This window comes from Streptomyces tauricus (assembly GCF_014650955.1).
GTDB lineage: Bacteria > Actinomycetota > Actinomycetes > Streptomycetales > Streptomycetaceae > Streptomyces > Streptomyces tauricus.
Map to the genome: position 1 here is coordinate 156,878 of NZ_BMVY01000008.1, position 17,732 is coordinate 174,609.

Annotated in this window: 16 protein-coding genes; 15 read left to right on the forward strand and 1 reads right to left on the reverse strand. The window is 70.7% G+C overall.

All coding sequences use genetic code 11. The features are described 5' to 3' along the window. The first annotated feature begins 151 nt into the window (after positions 1-151). The 15 genes from pgsA to IE278_RS15765 all read left to right on the forward strand — a co-directional run bounded on the left by pgsA (position 152) and on the right by IE278_RS15765 (position 16,369). Positions 152-943: a phosphatidylinositol phosphate synthase gene (gene pgsA, locus IE278_RS15695; RefSeq protein WP_246570343.1), complete on the forward strand. Its 792-nt coding sequence runs from the start codon at positions 152-154 to the stop codon at positions 941-943. A 5-nt stretch (positions 944-948) separates the two neighbouring features. Further along, a complete protein-coding gene (locus IE278_RS15700; protein ID WP_373312002.1) occupies positions 949-1,956 on the forward strand; it encodes a phosphatidylinositol mannoside acyltransferase in 1,008 nt (335 codons plus the stop codon). Next, positions 1,953-3,125, forward strand: coding sequence for a glycosyltransferase family 4 protein (locus IE278_RS15705; protein WP_189772724.1), 1,173 nt, complete (start codon positions 1,953-1,955; stop codon positions 3,123-3,125). The genes IE278_RS15700 and IE278_RS15705 overlap by 4 nt, the downstream gene beginning before the upstream one ends. Before the next feature lie 383 nt (positions 3,126-3,508). Then, entirely contained in the window at positions 3,509-4,054 is a 546-nt protein-coding gene (locus IE278_RS15710) for a LemA family protein (RefSeq protein ID WP_189772725.1), read from the forward strand. A gap of 187 nt (positions 4,055-4,241) precedes the next feature. Continuing rightward, on the forward strand, positions 4,242-5,165 hold the full coding sequence (gene pdxS / locus IE278_RS15715; RefSeq protein ID WP_189772726.1) for a pyridoxal 5'-phosphate synthase lyase subunit PdxS: 924 nt from the start codon (positions 4,242-4,244) through the stop codon (positions 5,163-5,165). A 103-nt stretch (positions 5,166-5,268) separates the two neighbouring features. Beyond that, positions 5,269-5,874: a pyridoxal 5'-phosphate synthase glutaminase subunit PdxT gene (gene pdxT / locus IE278_RS15720; RefSeq protein ID WP_189772727.1), complete on the forward strand. Its 606-nt coding sequence runs from the start codon at positions 5,269-5,271 to the stop codon at positions 5,872-5,874. Positions 5,875-5,950: 76 nt separating this feature from the next. After that, positions 5,951-6,703, forward strand: coding sequence for a YebC/PmpR family DNA-binding transcriptional regulator (locus tag IE278_RS15725; RefSeq protein WP_189772728.1), 753 nt, complete (start codon positions 5,951-5,953; stop codon positions 6,701-6,703). A gap of 208 nt (positions 6,704-6,911) precedes the next feature. Further along, complete coding sequence (gene ruvC / locus IE278_RS15730; protein WP_189772729.1) at positions 6,912-7,457, forward strand: crossover junction endodeoxyribonuclease RuvC; 546 nt, start codon at positions 6,912-6,914, stop codon at positions 7,455-7,457. Next, the gene (ruvA, locus tag IE278_RS15735) at positions 7,454-8,065 is read left to right on the forward strand and encodes a Holliday junction branch migration protein RuvA (protein WP_189772730.1); all 612 of its coding nucleotides are present in this window, start codon (positions 7,454-7,456) and stop codon (positions 8,063-8,065) included. Before ruvC ends, ruvA begins: the two co-directional genes overlap by 4 nt. Positions 8,066-8,232: 167 nt before the next feature. Then, positions 8,233-9,303, forward strand: a complete 1,071-nt coding sequence (ruvB, locus tag IE278_RS15740; RefSeq protein ID WP_189772732.1) for a Holliday junction branch migration DNA helicase RuvB — start codon at positions 8,233-8,235, stop codon at positions 9,301-9,303. Positions 9,304-9,466: 163 nt separating this feature from the next. Continuing rightward, complete coding sequence (gene yajC / locus IE278_RS15745; RefSeq protein WP_189772734.1) at positions 9,467-10,012, forward strand: preprotein translocase subunit YajC; 546 nt, start codon at positions 9,467-9,469, stop codon at positions 10,010-10,012. 141 nt (positions 10,013-10,153) lie between these two features. Then, on the forward strand, positions 10,154-11,908 hold the full coding sequence (gene secD / locus IE278_RS15750) for a protein translocase subunit SecD (protein ID WP_189772736.1): 1,755 nt from the start codon (positions 10,154-10,156) through the stop codon (positions 11,906-11,908). A gap of 1 nt (position 11,909) precedes the next feature. Beyond that, on the forward strand, positions 11,910-13,040 hold the full coding sequence (secF, locus tag IE278_RS15755) for a protein translocase subunit SecF (protein ID WP_189772739.1): 1,131 nt from the start codon (positions 11,910-11,912) through the stop codon (positions 13,038-13,040). Next, on the forward strand, positions 13,037-13,576 hold the full coding sequence (locus IE278_RS15760; RefSeq protein WP_189772741.1) for an adenine phosphoribosyltransferase: 540 nt from the start codon (positions 13,037-13,039) through the stop codon (positions 13,574-13,576). Before secF ends, IE278_RS15760 begins: the two co-directional genes overlap by 4 nt. Positions 13,577-13,804: 228 nt before the next feature. Continuing rightward, positions 13,805-16,369, forward strand: a complete 2,565-nt coding sequence (locus IE278_RS15765) for a RelA/SpoT family protein (RefSeq protein WP_189772743.1) — start codon at positions 13,805-13,807, stop codon at positions 16,367-16,369. Between the two features lie 75 nt (positions 16,370-16,444). On the opposite strand, the gene IE278_RS15770 is transcribed toward IE278_RS15765, so the two are convergent. Continuing rightward, complete coding sequence (locus tag IE278_RS15770; RefSeq protein ID WP_189772745.1) at positions 16,445-17,674, reverse strand: DUF349 domain-containing protein; 1,230 nt, start codon at positions 17,672-17,674, stop codon at positions 16,445-16,447. Between the last annotated feature and the right edge of the window lie 58 nt (positions 17,675-17,732).

Below are 17,732 nucleotides of genomic sequence, written 5' to 3' on the forward strand. Positions count from 1 at the left end.
CCGCGGTGCCATCGAGCTTTGCACTCGTGTCACGGTGCGTCCATACACCGGACGCGATCCCGCCGCCCCCCTGTCACGGCCCCCGGATGTCACCAGGACGTGACCCGGGGCGCGGGTGCCCGACCGTCGCACACGCGCACGCGTGGCTACGATGGGCCAGCCGGTGGCCAGCAGGGGCCGCCCGGCCACACCGACCGTCGGGAAGGCCATGCTGAACAAGTACGCGCGTGCATTCTTTACGCGTGTCCTCACACCGTTCGCCGCGTTTCTCATCCGCCGGGGGGTAAGCCCCGACACGGTCACCCTCCTGGGCACGGCCGGAGTGATGGCGGGCGCGCTGGTCTTCTACCCCCGGGGAGAGCTCTTCTGGGGCACGATCGTCATCACGCTCTTCGTGTTCTCGGATCTGGTCGACGGCAACATGGCACGCCAGCTGGGCCGCTCCAGCCGCTGGGGCGCCTTCCTCGACTCGACACTCGACCGGGTGGCCGACAGCGCGATCTTCGGCGGCTTCGCCCTCTGGTACGCGGGCGGCGGTGACAACAACGTCCTGTGCGCCGTGTCGATCTTCTGCCTGGCCAGCGGTCAGGTGGTGTCGTACACCAAGGCGCGGGGCGAGTCGATCGGCCTGCCCGTCGCCGTCAACGGCCTCGTCGAGCGCGCCGAACGTCTGGTGATCTCGCTGGTCGCGGCCGGTCTGGCGGGCTTCCACAAGACCTTCGGGGTGCCCGGCATCGACGTACTGCTGCCGATCGCGCTGTGGATCGTCGCCGTGGGCAGTGTCGTCACCCTGATCCAGCGCGTCGTCACCGTGCGCCGGGAGGCCGCCGAGGCCGACGCGGCGGTCGCCGCCCCGCCCGAGAACGCGCCGGGAGCCGCGCCGGGAACGACCCCGGGAGCCGGGCCGGGGAACGCCTCGCACAACAGCGGGGCCACCTCGTGAGCGGTCTGCGGGACCAACTGTCCTACGCCGCGTACGCCGCGGGCTGGGGAGCCGTCAAGAAGCTCCCGGAGCCGGTGGCCGTGCGCCTCGGCCGGACCATCGCCGACATCGCCTGGAAGCGGCGCGGCAAGGGCGTACTGCGCCTCGAATCGAACTACGCGCGCGTGCTGCCCGACGCGTCCCCGGAGCGGCTCAGGGAGCTGTCCCGCGCGGGCATGCGCTCGTACCTGCGCTACTGGATGGAGTCGTTCCGGCTGCCGGCCTGGAGCAAGGAACGCATCAGGAGCGGTTTCGAGCCGAAGGGCCTCCACCATCTGACCGAAGGGCTCGCGGCGGGCAAGGGCGTCATCATCGCGCTGCCGCACCTGGGCAACTGGGACCTCGCGGGTGCCTGGGTCACCACCAAGATGGAGATCCCGTTCACGACGGTCGCCGAACGCCTCAAGCCGGAGAAGCTGTACGACCGGTTCGTGGCGTACCGCGAGGGCCTCGGCATGGAGGTGCTGCCGCACAGCGGGGGCACCGCGTTCGGCACGCTGGCCCGACGGCTGCGCGACGGCGGTCTGATCTGCCTGGTCGCCGAGCGCGACCTGTCCGCCTCCGGGGTCGAGGTCGGCTTCTTCGGGGACACGACCCGGATGCCCGCGGGTCCCGCGCTGCTCGCCCAGCAGACCGGCGCCGTGCTGCTGCCGGTGACACTCTGGTACGACGACTCGCCCGTGATGCGTGGCCGAGTCCATCCCCCCGTCGAGGTGCCCGCGTCAGGTAGCCGGGCCGAGAAGACGTCTGTCATGACACAGGCGCTGGCCGACGCCTTCGCCACGGGGATCGCCGACCACCCGGAGGACTGGCACATGCTGCAACGCTTGTGGCTCGCCGACCTGGAGCCCCGCCCGGGGCAGCCCGAGGGGGAGCCGGCCCCGGGGCCCTCCGGTGCGGAACTCCCGTCCGCGGCGGTACGCGACGATCAGGTCCGGCACGACGATCAGGTCCGGCCCGGGGAGCGGCCATGAGGATCGGCATCGTCTGCCCGTACTCCTGGGACGTGCCCGGGGGAGTCCAGTTCCACATCCGGGACCTGGCCGACCACCTCATCGCGCTCGGACACCATGTGTCCGTCCTCGCCCCCGCCGACGACGAGACACCGCTCCCGCCGTACGTCGTCTCGGCGGGCCGTGCCGTTCCCGTGCGGTACAACGGCTCGGTCGCGCGCCTGAACTTCGGGTTCCTGTCCGCCGCGCGGGTCCGCCGCTGGCTGCACGACGGCACGTTCGACGTCATCCACATCCACGAGCCGGCCTCGCCCTCCCTCGGCCTGCTGGCCTGCTGGGCGGCCCAGGGGCCGATCGTCGCCACCTTCCACACATCGAACCCGCGGTCCCGGGCGATGATCGCCGCGTACCCGATCCTGCAGCCCGCCCTGGAGAAGATCAGCGCGCGGATCGCGGTGAGCGAGTACGCCCGGCGCACGCTCGTCGAGCACCTGGGCGGTGACGCCGTGGTCATCCCGAACGGCGTCGACGTGGACTACTTCGCGAAGGCCGAGCCCAACCCCGAGTGGCAGGGCGGGACGATCGGTTTCGTCGGCCGTATCGACGAGCCCCGCAAGGGCCTGCCGGTCCTGATGAAGGCGCTGCCCGCCATCCTCGCCGAGCGGCCGGAGACCCGGCTGCTGGTCGCCGGACGCGGCGACGAGAAGGAGGCCGTCGAGAAGCTTCCGGCGGAGCTGCGCTCGCGCGTGGAGTTCCTCGGCATGGTCAGCGACGAGGACAAGGCGCGGTTCCTGCGCAGCGTCGACCTGTACATCGCGCCCAACACCGGCGGCGAGAGCTTCGGGATCATCCTGGTCGAGGCCATGTCGGCGGGCGCGCCCGTGCTCGCCTCCGACCTCGACGCGTTCGCCCAGGTCCTCGACCAGGGCGCGGCGGGCGAACTGTTCACCAACGAGGACGCGGACGCGCTGGCCGCGGCGGCGGTACGGCTCCTCGGCGATCCGGCGCGACGCGCGGAACTGCGGGAGCGGGGGAGCGCGCACGTGCGGCGCTTCGACTGGTCGACGGTCGGCGCGGACATCCTGTCCGTGTACGAGACGGTCACGGACGGCGCGGCGGCGGTGGCGGCGGCGGACGAACCGGCGGAGCCGGGGGGCCTCCTGGCCCGCTTCGGCCTGGCCCGCGACTGAGAGGCGCCGTCCCCTGGGGGCTGCGCCCCCAGACCCCCGCATCGGCCTGAACGGCCTCGTCCTCAAACGCCGGACGGGCTAAAAAGCACAGGCCCGGCGAAGCCGGCCTGTGAGGGGCGCGGGGAACTGCGCGCTCAACCCCGACCGACCCGCACCCAAAACCCACCGGGCGCCCGACTCACCTAGGGGCGCGGGGAACTGCGCGCTCAACCCCGACCGACCCGCACCCAAAACCCACGGCCACCCCCACTCACCCAGGGGCGCGGGGAACGGCGCACTCGGCCCTCATCGGACCCGCACCCGACAACCCCGGCGCCGGAGGCGCCGCGCACGCGCCGACGCCGCGTCAGACGGCGCAGGCCCCACCGGTAGCGTGTGCCCCCGTGACCTCCACCCTGATCTGGATCGTGGTCGCCCTCGTGGCGATCGGCCTCTACCTGAGCTGGACGGCAGGCCGGCTGGACCGCCTGCACTCGCGCATCGACGCCGCCCGCGCAGCACTCGACGCCCAGCTCCTGCGACGCGCCTCGGTCGCGCAGGAACTGGCCACCGCCGGAGTGCTCGACCCGGCCGCCTCGATGGTGCTCTACGAGGCCGCGCACGCGGCCCGGCAGGCCGAGGAGGACCAGCGGGAGGTCGCCGAGAGCGACCTCAGCCAGGCACTGCGGGCCGTCTTCGGAGCGACCGAGCAGGTAGAGGCGGTCCGCGCGGCCCGCGGCGGCGAGGACGCGGCCCGCGAACTCGCCCAGGCGGTCCGCCGCGTACCGATGGCCCGCCGCTTCCACAACGACGCCGTACGGGCCGCCCGCGCGCTGCGCCGCCACCGCAAGGTGCGCTGGTTCCGGCTGGCCGGACACGCCCCGTTCCCGCTGGCGTTCGAGATGGACGACGAACCCCCGACGGCGCTGGCGGACCGCCCGGGCACGTAGCCCACGCGCCCCCGGGGACCTCCGCCCGGCCGGTGCGTGCATCCCTGACAAGTCCCTGACCAGCGGAAAAGCTCCCTACGGGCCGGAAAATGAGCCACCGCCTACCCATTGGCCCTTGCTGTGGCCTGCTCCCCAGGCGTTTCCTCGGTGTTTGCAGAAGCCCTCTTTCACCGAGTGAGGTCAACCCGTGTCCAGCACGCTCTCCCACCCCGCCCAGCCCACCGACACCCCGGCCACCGGCACCGCGCGCGTGAAGCGCGGCATGGCCGAGCAGCTCAAGGGCGGCGTGATCATGGACGTCGTCACGCCCGAGCAGGCGAAGATCGCCGAGGACGCGGGCGCCGTGGCCGTCATGGCCCTGGAGCGGGTCCCGGCCGACATCCGCAAGGACGGCGGCGTGGCACGCATGTCCGACCCGGACATGATCGAGGGCATCATCGAGGCCGTCTCGATCCCGGTGATGGCCAAGTCGCGTATCGGCCACTTCGTGGAGGCCCAGGTCCTGCAGTCCCTCGGTGTCGACTACATCGACGAGTCCGAGGTGCTCACCCCCGCCGACGAGGTCAACCACTCCGACAAGTGGGCCTTCACGACCCCCTTCGTCTGTGGCGCCACCAACCTGGGCGAGGCCCTGCGCCGCATAGCCGAGGGCGCGGCCATGATCCGCTCCAAGGGCGAGGCCGGCACCGGCAACGTCGTCGAGGCAGTCCGCCACCTGCGCCAGATCAAGAACGAGATCGCCCGGCTGCGCGGCTACGACAACAACGAGCTGTACGCAGCCGCCAAGGAGCTGCGCGCCCCGTACGAGATCGTCAAGGAGGTCGCCGAGCTGGGCAAGCTCCCGGTCGTGCTGTTCTCCGCGGGTGGCGTGGCCACTCCCGCCGACGCCGCCCTGATGCGCCAGCTCGGCGCCGAGGGTGTCTTCGTCGGCTCCGGCATCTTCAAGTCGGGCGACCCCGCGAAGCGCGCCGCGGCCATCGTGAAGGCGACCACCTTCTACGACGACCCGAAGATCATCGCGGACGCGTCCCGCAACCTCGGCGAGGCCATGGTCGGCATCAACTGCGACACCCTCCCCGAGTCCGAGCGCTACGCGAACCGCGGCTGGTAATCACCGCCCGGACGGCAACCGCCACGCGGACGGCGGCAAGCGCCCTCCCGACGGTAACCATCCTCTCCAGGGCACCCCTTCACACAAGGCAGGCACTCCGTAGATGAGCACCACCCCCGTCATAGGCGTCCTGGCCCTCCAGGGCGACGTACGGGAGCACCTCATCGCCCTGGCCGCGGCGGACGCCGTGGCCAGGCCGGTGCGGCGCCCCGAGGAACTCGCCGAGGTGGACGGACTGATCGTCCCCGGCGGTGAGTCCACCACCATCTCCAAACTGGCCGTCCTCTTCGGCCTGATGGAGCCCCTCCGCGCGCGCGTGCGGGCCGGCCTGCCCGTCTACGGCAGCTGCGCGGGCATGATCATGCTCGCCGACAAGATCCTCGACCCCCGCTCGGGCCAGGAGACCATCGGCGGCATCGACATGATCGTGCGCCGCAACGCCTTCGGCCGGCAGAACGAATCCTTCGAGGCGAAGGTCGACGTGACGGGCATCGAGGGCGATGCTGTGGAGGGACTCTTCATCCGGGCCCCGTGGGTGGAATCCGTGGGCGCGGAGGCCGAGGTGCTGGCCGAGTACGGCGGTCACATCGTCGCCGTGCGCCAGGGCAACGCGCTCGCCACGTCGTTCCATCCGGAACTGACCGGCGACCACCGCGTGCACGGTCTCTTCGTCGACATGGTGCGCGCGACCCGGACAGCGGCGTCCTAGTAGGATCTGGGGGTCCCCCAGGCTCTCGAGGCCTCGGGAGTTCGTACTGGTTGGGTTACGCGAAGGAGACAGGCAGATGTCCGGCCACTCTAAATGGGCCACGACGAAGCACAAGAAGGCCGTGATCGACGCCAAGCGCGGCAAGCTCTTCGCGAAGCTGATCAAGAACATCGAGGTCGCGGCGCGTATGGGCGGCGTGGACCTCGACGGCAATCCGACGCTTTACGACGCCGTGCAGAAGGCCAAGAAGTCCTCGGTCCCGAACAAGAACATCGACTCCGCGGTCAAGCGCGGCGGTGGTCTCGAAGCCGGTGGCGCCGACTACGAGACGATCATGTACGAGGGTTACGGCCCGAACGGTGTCGCGGTGCTCATCGAGTGCCTCACCGACAACCGCAACCGCGCCGCCTCGGACGTACGCGTCGCCATGACCCGCAACGGCGGCAACATGGCCGACCCGGGTTCCGTCTCGTACCTCTTCCACCGCAAGGGCGTCGTCATCGTCCCCAAGGGCGAGCTCTCCGAGGACGACGTCCTGGGTGCCGTGCTCGACGCGGGTGCCGAGGAGGTCAACGACCTCGGTGAGTCCTTCGAGGTCCTCTCCGAGGCCACCGACCTGGTCGCGGTGCGCACCGCGCTCCAGGACGCGGGCATCGACTACGACTCCGCCGACGCCAACTTCGTCCCGACCATGCAGGTCGAGCTGGACGAGGAGGGCGCCCGGAAGATCTTCAAGCTCATCGACGCCCTTGAGGACAGCGACGACGTCCAGAACGTCTTCGCCAACTTCGACGTGAGCGACGAGGTCATGGAGAAGGTCGACGCGTAACACCGCGCGCCGCGCGTCACCGCGCCGCGGGCGGTACGGGCTCAACGGGCCGACGGGACACACCCCGTCGGCCCGTCCCGTTCCCGGCCGGTCCTCCTGTCGGGCGTCGCTGGCGGGCGTTGTCGGTGGCACCCGATAACCTGCACGAATCGGGGGCAGCTCCCCGGTGACGGCCGGGTGGGGCCGAAAGACCGAAGGAGGGGGCCGGGTGCGGGTACTGGGCGTTGACCCCGGATTGACCCGGTGCGGTGTCGGTGTCGTCGAAGGCGTGGCGGGCCGGCCGCTCTCCATGATCGCCGTCGGAGTCGTCCGCACCCCCGCCGACGCGGAGTTGGGGCAGCGTCTCGTCGCCATCGAGCAGGGCATCGAGCAGTGGCTCGACGAGCACCGGCCCGAACACGTCGCCGTGGAGCGGGTGTTCAGCCAGCACAACGTCCGTACGGTGATGGGCACCGCCCAGGCCAGCGCCGTCGCCATGCTCTGCGCGGCCCGCCGCGGCATCCCCGTCGCCCTGCACACCCCCAGCGAGGTCAAGGCCGCCGTCACCGGCAGCGGCCGCGCCGACAAGGCCCAGGTCGGCGCCATGGTCACTCGGCTGCTCCGGCTCGACGCGCCCCCCAAGCCCGCCGACGCCGCCGACGCCCTCGCCCTCGCCATCTGTCACATCTGGCGCGCCCCGGCCGTGAACCGCCTCCAGCAGGCACAGGCCGCGCACCGCCGGGCCCAGCTCTCCAGCCGGAAGGTCACCCGATGATCGCGTTCGTCAGCGGCAAGGTCGCCGCCCTCGCCCCCGACTCCGCGGTGGTCGAGGTGGGCGGTATCGGCATCGCCGTCCAGTGCACCCCGAACACCCTTTCCGGACTGCGCATGGGCCAGGAGGCCCGGCTCGCCACCTCCCTGGTCGTCCGCGAGGACTCCCTCACGCTGTACGGATTCGTGGACGACGACGAGCGCCAGACCTTCGTGCTGCTGCAGACCGCGAGCGGGGTGGGCCCGCGTCTGGCCCAGGCGATGCTCGCCGTGCACAGCCCCGACGCCCTGCGCCGCGCGGTGTCCACCGGGGACGAGAAGACCCTCACCGCCGTCCCGGGCATCGGCAAGAAGGGCGCCCAGAAGCTGCTGCTCGAACTGAAGGACCGCCTCGGCGAGCCGCTCGGTACGGGTGGGGCGGCCATCGGGCGGCCCGTCGCCGCGGGATGGCGCGAGCAGTTGCATGCCGCGCTGATCGGGCTGGGGTATGCGACGCGGGAGGCCGACGAGGCGGTCTCCGCGGTCGCGCCGCAGGCGGAGGCGGCCGGCGAGGTGCCGCAGATCGGTCAGTTGTTGAAGGCCGCGCTCCAGACGCTCAACCGGGCTCGCTGAGCGGGCCGCCGACCGCGGGGGAGGGGGCGTCCTGAAGGCGCGGGTGCGTCGTGGCCGGTCGCGCAGTTCCCCGCGCCCCCTCGGGGGCGCGCCCTCACGGGTCGCGCCCCCGTAGTAAAGACTTCTATCCGTACGACCCGGACCCACTACCCCGCGAGGCACGCCGAATGAACTGGGACGAGACGACCGACGACGCCGACGCCGAGCGGCTCGTCGGCGCGTCCACCGACCGTGAGGAGCAGGCCGTCGAGGCCGCCCTGCGGCCCAAGGACCTCGGTGAGTTCATCGGTCAGGAGAAGGTCCGCGAGCAGCTCGACCTCGTCCTGCGCGCGGCACGAGCGCGCGGCGCCACCGCCGACCACGTGCTGCTCTCCGGCGCCCCCGGTCTGGGCAAGACCACCCTCTCGATGATCATCGCGGCCGAGATGGAAGCCCCCATCCGCATCACCAGCGGCCCCGCCATCCAGCACGCGGGCGACCTCGCGGCGATCCTGTCCTCCCTCCAGGAGGGCGAGGTCCTCTTCCTCGACGAGATCCACCGCATGTCCCGGCCGGCCGAGGAGATGCTCTACATGGCGATGGAGGACTTCCGCGTCGACGTCATCGTCGGCAAGGGCCCCGGCGCCACCGCCATCCCCCTCGAACTGCCGCCCTTCACACTTGTCGGCGCCACCACGCGCGCGGGCCTGCTGCCGCCCCCGCTGCGCGACCGCTTCGGCTTCACCGCCCACATGGAGTTCTACGAGCCCGCCGAACTGGAGCGGGTCATCCACCGCTCCGCACATCTGCTCGACGTGGAGATCGACCCGGACGGAGCCGCCGAGATCGCCGGCCGTTCCCGGGGCACGCCGCGTATCGCCAACCGTCTGCTGCGCCGGGTCCGCGACTACGCCCAGGTCAAGGCCGACGGCGTCATCGACCAGGACATCGCCAGGGCCGCCCTCGCGGTGTACGAAGTGGACAGCCGCGGCCTCGACCGCCTCGACCGTGGTGTCCTCGAAGCCCTCCTCAAGCTCTTCGGCGGCGGGCCCGTCGGCCTCTCCACGCTCGCCGTGGCCGTGGGGGAGGAGCGGGAGACCGTCGAGGAGGTGGCCGAACCCTTCCTCGTACGCGAGGGGCTGCTGGCCCGTACACCCCGCGGACGCGTCGCCACCCCGGCCGCCTGGGCTCACCTGGGCCTCACGCCGCCCCGGTCGTCGACCGGTGGAAACGGACAAGGGGACCTGTTCGGGGCGTGACGGCGAGGGGGCTCGCGAGGTCAGGAACCCCGGTGCCATGCTGAGCGTTGTTCCTTGACGGCGGACTCGCTTAGACTCCGCCGATGCCGCCCTTGTCGACGGTGTACATACCCCCATCCACAGGCCGCTCACCATCGCGGTCGACTGAAGGAAGTTCCGTCCCGTGAGTCTCGTGACCCTCCTCCCGTTCATCGTGCTCATCGGGGCCATGTTCCTGATGACCCGGTCGGCCAAGAAGAAGCAGAATGCGGCTGCGCAGATGCGCAACGAGATGCAGCCCGGCACCGGTGTCCGCACGATCGGTGGCATGTACGCGACGGTGAAGGAGGTCAACGAGGAGACGGTCCTCCTTGACGCAGGCCCGGGCGTCGACCTGCTCTTCGCGAAGAACGCCATCGGCGCGGTCCTCGGGGACGACGAGTACAACCGCATCGTCCACGGCATCGAGCACGACCTGAAGTCCGACGAGTCGGTCGTGCCGGACGACGCCTCCTCCCTCACCGAGACGGACGAGTCCGCCGACGTCTCCGACGACCGTCACGTCGACCTCGGCAAGAAGGACACGGCCGACGAGCCGGTCGTCAAGCCGGTCGCCGAGCCCATCGCCGAGCCGGTGGTCGAGCCCGCCGACGAGTCCGCCGTCGCGGAGCCGAAGAAGACCGACGCCGCAGAGCTGAAGAAGTCCGACGGCGAGTCCGACACGAAGTAGCCACGACCGGGTGACCGCGGAGTGCGCCGCTCGCGCGCCGCGGTCCCCGGACGTCCGGCTTCGCGCGGAACCTCCACACCATTTGATGCCCGTCCGCGAAGGTACCGAGAGACCGGGCGGACGAAGAGGGAGAACGAGAAGGTGGCAGCACCTAAGAAGGGCCGACAGGGCACCCAGGGCAGGCCGGGGCGCACCTTGGCCCTGATCCTGATCGCCATCGTGGCGCTCACCGGCGGCATGTTCGCCTCCGGGCACACGACACCGCGACTGGGCATCGACCTCGCCGGCGGTACGAGCATCACGCTCCAGGCGAAGAACGAGCCCGGTCAGAAGAACGCGATCAACAAGACCAACATGGACACCGCGGTCGACATCATGAACCGCCGTGTCAACGGTCTGGGCGTCAGCGAAGCGGAGGTGCAGACCCAGGGCGACAGCAACATCATCGTCAACATCCCCAAGGGTACGAACTCCGAGCAGGCCCGGGAACAGGTCGGCACCACCGCCAAGCTCTACTTCCGTCCCGTCCTGGTCACCGAGGTCTCCGGCGCCGACGCCGCGACCCCGTCCCCGAGCGCGTCCGGCAGCTCCTCCGCGAGCCCGTCCGCCTCGGCCGAGGAGAGCGAGAAGGCCACCTCCTCCTCGTCGCCCTCCGCCTCTGCCACCTCGCAGGGCCGGGCGGTCACCGACGCGCTGAAGGCCGACCCCACTCCCTCGGCGAGCGGCGGGAGTTCCTCCGCCGACGCGTCCGCCTCGCCTTCCGCCTCCGCGAGCACCGACCCGGCGACCGCGAAGCTCCAGGCGCAGTACACCGCGCTGGACTGCAGCAAGAAGACGGTCCGCGCCAAGGCCGGTGACGGCGTCAAGGCCGGCGACCCGACCGTGGCCTGCGGCCAGAACTCGCAGGGCCAGTGGCAGAAGTACATCCTCGGCCCGGCCGAGGTCGAGGGCACGGACGTCGACAAGGCCTCGGCCGTGTTCGACACCCAGGGTGCCGCGGGCTGGAAAGTCACCATGGACTTCACCGGCAAGGGCGGCAAGAAGTTCGCGAGCATCACGGGCAAGCTGGCGCAGAACCAGTCCCCGCAGAACCAGTTCGCCATCGTCCTCGACGGTGAGGTCGTCTCCGACCCGTACGTCAGCCAGGCGCTGACCGGCGGCACCGCGGAGATCTCCGGCAGCTTCGACCAGCAGGAGGCCCAGGACCTCGCCAACATGCTGTCGTACGGCGCGCTGCCGCTCACCTTCACCGAGGCGAGCGTCACCACCGTCACCGCCGCGCTCGGCGGCGAGCAGCTGGAGGCCGGTCTGATCGCCGGCGCCATCGGCCTGGCCCTGGTCATCATCTACCTGGTGCTCTACTACCGGGGTCTGTCGCTCATCGCCATCGCCTCGCTGCTGGTCTCCGCGGTCATGACCTACGTGATCATGGCGCTGCTCGGCCCGACCATCGGCTTCGCGCTGAACCTGCCCGCGGTCTGCGGCGCCATCGTGGCCATCGGCATCACGGCGGACTCGTTCATCGTGTTCTTCGAACGCATCCGTGACGAGATCCGCGAAGGCCGTTCGATGCGTCCCGCCGTCGAGCGTGCCTGGCCGCGCGCCCGGCGCACCATCCTGGTCTCCGACTTCGTGTCGTTCCTCGCCGCCGCCGTGCTCTTCGTCGTCACCGTCGGCAAGGTCCAGGGCTTCGCCTTCACCCTGGGTCTGACCACCCTGCTCGACGTGGTCGTCGTCTTCTTCTTCACCAAGCCGCTCATGACGATCCTGGCCCGCAGGAAGTTCTTCGCCGAGGGCCACAGCTGGTCCGGCCTCGACCCGAAGCGACTGGGCGTCCAGCCGCCGCTGCGCCGCACCCGTCGCGCGTCCGCCCCCGTCGACACGAAGGAGGCGTGAGATGTCGAAACTCGGCACCCTCGGCGCCCGGCTCCACCGCGGTGAGATCGGCTACGACTTCGTCGGCAAGCGCAAGATCTGGTACGGCGTCTCGATCCTGATCACCATCACGGCGATCCTGGGCCTCGCGGTACGCGGCCTGAACATGGGCATCGAGTTCCAGGGCGGCGCCGTCTTCACCACCGAGCGCACCAGCATCTCGGTGAGCCAGGCCGAGACGTACGCGGAAGAGGCCTCCGGCCACGACGCGATCGTCCAGAAGCTCGGCAACGGCGGACTGCGCATCCAGGTCGCCGGCGTCGACACCAGCAAGTCCGACCAGATCAAGCAGCAGCTCGCCAAGGACCTGAAGGTCGACTCCGAGAAGATCGCGGCCGACCTGGTCGGCCCCAGCTGGGGTGATCAGGTCGCCAACAAGGCCTGGCAGGGCCTGGCGATCTTCATGGTCCTGGTGGTGATCTATCTGGCGATCGCCTTCGAGTGGCGCATGGCCGCGGCCGCCCTCGTGGCGCTCATCCACGACATCACCATCACGGTCGGCGTCTACGCACTGGTCGGCTTCGAAGTCACACCGGGCACCGTGATCGGTCTGCTCACGATCCTCGGTTACTCGCTGTACGACACGGTGGTGGTCTTCGACAGCCTCAAGGAACAGACGAAGGACATCACCAAACAGACCCGCTACACGTACAGCGAGATCGCCGACCGCTCGATCAACGGCACCCTGGTGCGTTCCATCAACACCACGGTCGTCGCGCTGCTCCCGGTGGCGGGCCTGCTGTTCATCGGTGGCGGTGTCCTCGGCGCGGGCATGCTCAACGACATCTCGCTGTCGCTGTTCGTCGGCCTCGCGGCCGGTGCGTACTCCTCGATCTTCATCGCCACGCCGCTCGTCGCCGACCTCAAGGAGCGCGAGCCGCAGATAAAGGCACTGAGGAAGCGCGTCCTGGCCAAGCGGGCCGCCGCCGCGGCGAAGGGCGAGTCCCTGGAGACCCCGGTCGTCGAGCGTTCGTACGAGGACGATGAGCCGGATGACGAGGCGACCCCCGCGGTCGTCGGACCCCGTGCCCAGCGGGCCCAGCCGTCGTCCCGCGGCAGGGGTCGCGGCCGTCCCTCGGGCAAGCGCCGATGACCGGCATCGAGGAGCTGCTGCTCAGCCGCATCCGTGACGTGCCGGACTACCCGGAGCCGGGAGTGACGTTCAAGGACATCACCCCGCTCCTGGCGGACCCGGCGGCGTTCACGGCGCTCACCGAGGCCCTGGCGGAGATCAGCGTCCGCAACGGCGCCACGAAGATCGTCGGCCTGGAGGCCCGCGGCTTCATCCTGGGCGCTCCCGTCGCGGTCCGCGCCGGACTGGGCTTCATCCCCGTACGCAAGGCCGGCAAGCTCCCCGGAGCGACCCTCAGCCAGTCGTACGACCTGGAGTACGGCTCCGCCGAGATCGAGGTGCACGCCGAGGACCTGGCGCCGGGCGACCGCGTCATGGTCGTCGACGACGTCCTCGCCACCGGTGGCACCGCCGAGGCCTCGCTCCAGCTGATCCGCAGGGCGGGCGCCCAGGTCGCCGGAGTCGCCGTTCTCATGGAGCTCGGCTTCCTGGGCGGCCGTGCCCGTCTGGAGCCGGCCCTGGACGGCGTCCCGCTGGAGGCACTGCTCACGGTCTGAGCGAGCGCACGGCCTGCCGCCCGGCAACCGGGCGGACACCCGTCCGACACCGCTCAGAACCCCGCAGGACACCGCGCAGGCGGGTCCCGGAGGAATCCGGGACCCGCCTCTCGTGTTTCTCCAGTGGAAGGCCGTCCCACCGGCCGAAGGGGAGACCCGGGCCCGGGATCGCTACCATGGGGTTTCCGGAGCCTGACCGGGGACCCGGATCGCGCACGAGGAGCCCTCTTGCCAGACGAGGCCCAGCCACTCGCCCCCAGGGCCGAACGCCCGGGGGTACCACCGGCCGCCAAGCCCGACCAGCCCGCGGCGCCCGCGCCCGCCGGGCCCGCAGCCGCGCCCGCGAAGAACGGGTCGGCCGCCCCGGCCAAGGCGGCGGATCAGCCACGTCCCGAGCCGGCGGCTCCCGAGCGGCAGGCATCCACGCCCGCGGCCCGCCCCGCGTCCGCCGCCCGGCCCGCCTCCGGTCAGCCCGCGCGCTCCGGTGGTGGCTCCTCCAACCGTGTACGGGCCCGGCTCGCCCGTCTCGGCGTCCAGCGCTCGAACCCGTACAACCCGGTTCTGGAGCCGCTGCTGCGGATAGTGCGCAGCAACGACCCGAAGATCGAGACGTCGACGCTGCGGCAGGTCGAGCGCGCCTACCAGGTCGCCGAGCGCTGGCACCGCGGCCAGAAGCGCAAGAGCGGCGACCCGTACATCACGCACCCGCTCGCGGTGACGACGATCCTCGCCGAGCTGGGCATGGACCCGGCCACGCTGATGGCGGGACTCCTGCACGACACCGTCGAGGACACCGAGTACGGGCTCGACACCCTCCGCAAGGACTTCGGCGACCAGGTCGCCCTGCTCGTCGACGGCGTCACCAAGCTCGACAAGGTCAAGTTCGGCGAGGCCGCGCAGGCCGAGACCGTCCGCAAGATGGTCGTCGCCATGGCCAAGGACCCGCGCGTCCTGGTCATCAAGCTCGCCGACCGCCTGCACAACATGCGCACCATGCGGTATCTCAAGCGCGAGAAGCAGGAGAAGAAGGCGCGCGAGACCCTGGAGATCTACGCGCCGCTCGCCCACCGCCTGGGCATGAACACCATCAAGTGGGAGCTGGAGGACCTCGCCTTCGCGATCCTCTACCCCAAGATGTACGACGAGATCGTGCGCCTGGTCGCCGAGCGCGCCCCCAAGCGCGACGAGTACCTCGCCATAGTGACCGACGAGGTCCAGTCCGACCTGCGCGCGGCCCGTATCAAGGCGACCGTCACCGGCCGCCCGAAGCACTACTACAGCGTCTACCAGAAGATGATCGTCCGCGGCCGTGACTTCGCGGAGATCTACGACCTGGTGGGCATCCGCGTCCTCGTCGACACGGTCCGCGACTGCTACGCGGCGCTGGGCACCGTCCACGCCCGCTGGAACCCGGTTCCGGGGCGGTTCAAGGACTACATCGCGATGCCCAAGTTCAACATGTACCAGTCGCTGCACACGACGGTCATCGGCCCCAACGGCAAGCCGGTCGAACTCCAGATCCGTACGTTCGACATGCACCGCCGCGCCGAGTACGGCATCGCGGCCCACTGGAAGTACAAGCAGGAGGCCGTCGCCGGCGCCTCCAAGGTGCGCTCCGACCAGCCGCGTACCACCGGCAAGGACGACCACCTCAACGACATGGCGTGGCTGCGCCAGCTCCTCGACTGGCAGAAGGAGACCGAGGACCCGGGCGAGTTCCTGGAGTCCCTGCGCTTCGACCTCTCCCGCAACGAGGTCTTCGTCTTCACGCCGAAGGGCGATGTGATAGCGCTGCCGGCCGGCGCCACACCCGTCGACTTCTCCTACGCGGTGCACACGGAGGTGGGTCACCGCACGATAGGAGCACGGGTCAACGGACGCCTCGTACCGCTGGAGTCGACCCTCGACAACGGCGACCTGGTGGAGGTCTTCACCTCCAAGGCGGCCGGCGCCGGACCCTCCCGGGACTGGCTGGGCTTCGTCAAGTCGCCCCGCGCCCGCAACAAGATCCGCGCCTGGTTCTCCAAGGAGCGCCGCGACGAGGCGATCGAGCAGGGCAAGGACGCCATCGCGCGGGCCATGCGCAAGCAGAACCTGCCGATCCAGCGCATCCTCACCGGCGACTCGCTGGTCACCCTCGCGCACGAGATGCGCTACCCCGACATCTCGTCCCTGTACGCGGCGATCGGCGAGGGCCATGTGGCCGCGCAGGGTGTCGTGCAGAAGCTCGTGCAGGCGCTCGGCGGCGAGGAGGCCGCCACCGAGGAGATCGACGAGAGCGTCCCGCCGGCCCGCGGCCGTGGCCGCAAGCGCCGCTCGAACGCCGACCCGGGTGTCGTCGTCAAGGGCGTCGACGACGTGTGGGTCAAGCTGGCCCGCTGTTGTACGCCCGTCCCCGGCGACCCGATCATGGGCTTCGTGACGCGCGGCAGCGGGGTGTCGGTCCACCGCACGGACTGCGTCAACGTCGACTCCCTGTCCCGCGAGCCCGAGCGCATCCTCGACGTCGAGTGGGCCCCCACCCAGTCCTCGGTGTTCCTGGTCGCCATCCAGGTCGAGGCGCTGGACCGCTCGCGGCTGCTCTCGGACGTCACGAGGGTCCTGTCCGACCAGCACGTCAACATCCTGTCCGCGGCCGTCCAGACGTCCCGCGACCGGGTGGCCACCTCCCGCTTCACCTTCGAGATGGGCGACCCCAAGCACCTGGGCCACGTCCTGAAGGCGGTCAGGGGAGTGGAGGGCGTGTACGACGTCTACCGCGTCACCTCGGCCCGCAGGCCCTCGGAGGCCTGACGGCCCGACACCACACAGGAGGGGCTCCCGTACAGGTTCGTACGGGAGCCCCTCCTGTGTTCGTGATTCGGCGTGCTACCCGCCGAACTCGTGCAGGCCCTTCAGCGCCTGGTCCAGCAGCGCCTGCCGGCCGTCGAGTTCCCGCTGGAGCTTGTCGGCCTTCGCGTTGTTCCCCGCGGCGCGTGCCGTCTCGATCTGCCCCTGGAGCTTGTCCACGGCCGCCTGCAGCTGCCCGGTCAGACCCTCCGCACGCGCGCGTGCCTCCGGGTTCGTCCGGCGCCACTCGGTCTCCTCGGACTCCTGGAGAGCCCGCTCCACCGCGTGCATCCGCCCCTCGACCTTCGGGCGGGCGTCCCGCGGCACATGACCGATGGCCTCCCACCGCTCGTTGATCGAGCGGAAAGCGGCCCTGGCCGCCTTCAGATCCTGCACCGGGACGAGCTTCTCGGCCTCCTCGGCCAGCTCCTCCTTGAGCTTCAGGTTCTCCGTCTGCTCCGCGTCCCGCTCGGCGAAGACCGAGCTGCGCGCCGCGAAGAACACGTCCTGGGCGCCGCGGAAGCGGTTCCACAGGTCGTCCTCGTGCTCGCGCTGGGCACGGCCCGCGGCCTTCCAGTCCGCCATCAGCTCGCGGTAACGGGCCGCCGTCGGACCCCAGTCCGACGAGGCCGAGAGCGACTCGGCCTCCGCGACCAGCTTCTCCTTGGTCTTGCGGGCCTCCTCGCGCTGCGCGTCCAGCGACGCGAAGTGCGCCTTGCGCCGCTTGGAGAACGCCGAGCGCGCGTGCGAGAAGCGGTGCCACAGCTCGTCGTCGGACTTCCGGTCGAGCCTCGGCAGGCCCTTCCAGGTGTCCACGAGCGCGCGCAGCCGCTCACCGGCGGCCCGCCACTGGTCGGACTGGGCCAGCTCCTCCGCCTCGACGACCAGCGCCTCCTTGGAGTGCCTGGCCTCGTCGGACTGCTTCGCCCGCTGCGCCTTGCGCTCCTCACGACGGGCGTCGACCGTCTCGACGAGCTTGTCCAGCCGGACCTTCAGCGCGTCGAGATCCCCGACCGCGTGGTGGGCGTCCACCTGTTCGCGGATATGGGCGATGGCGACCTGGGCGTCCTTCGAGGACAGGTCGGTGGTCTTCACCCGTCGTTCGAGGAGGCCGATCTCCACGACCAGGCCCTCGTACTTGCGCTCGAAGTAGGCCAGTGCCTCGTCGGGGGTACCGGCCTGCCAGGAACCGACGACCTGCTCGCCGTCGGCGGTACGCACGTACACGGTGCCCGTCTCGTCGACGCGGCCCCACGGGTCGCTGCTCACAGCGCCTCCTCCACATGATGCCTGCGTGGGGCTGCTTTGCCCCCGGGCATCGTCCACA

Excerpts from the sequence above, each read along its gene's own strand:
- pgsA (WP_246570343.1), top strand. The coding sequence starts at position 152 with ATGGGCCAGCCGGTGGCCAGCAGGGGCCGCCCGGCCACACCGACCGTC.
- IE278_RS15705 (WP_189772724.1), top strand. The coding sequence starts at position 1,953 with ATGAGGATCGGCATCGTCTGCCCGTACTCCTGGGACGTGCCCGGGGGA.
- pdxT (WP_189772727.1), top strand. The coding sequence starts at position 5,269 with ATGAGCACCACCCCCGTCATAGGCGTCCTGGCCCTCCAGGGCGACGTA.
- IE278_RS15725 (WP_189772728.1), top strand. The coding sequence starts at position 5,951 with ATGTCCGGCCACTCTAAATGGGCCACGACGAAGCACAAGAAGGCCGTG.
- ruvA (WP_189772730.1), top strand. The coding sequence starts at position 7,454 with ATGATCGCGTTCGTCAGCGGCAAGGTCGCCGCCCTCGCCCCCGACTCC.
- ruvB (WP_189772732.1), top strand. The coding sequence starts at position 8,233 with ATGAACTGGGACGAGACGACCGACGACGCCGACGCCGAGCGGCTCGTC.
- secF (WP_189772739.1), top strand. The coding sequence starts at position 11,910 with ATGTCGAAACTCGGCACCCTCGGCGCCCGGCTCCACCGCGGTGAGATC.
- IE278_RS15760 (WP_189772741.1), top strand. The coding sequence starts at position 13,037 with ATGACCGGCATCGAGGAGCTGCTGCTCAGCCGCATCCGTGACGTGCCG.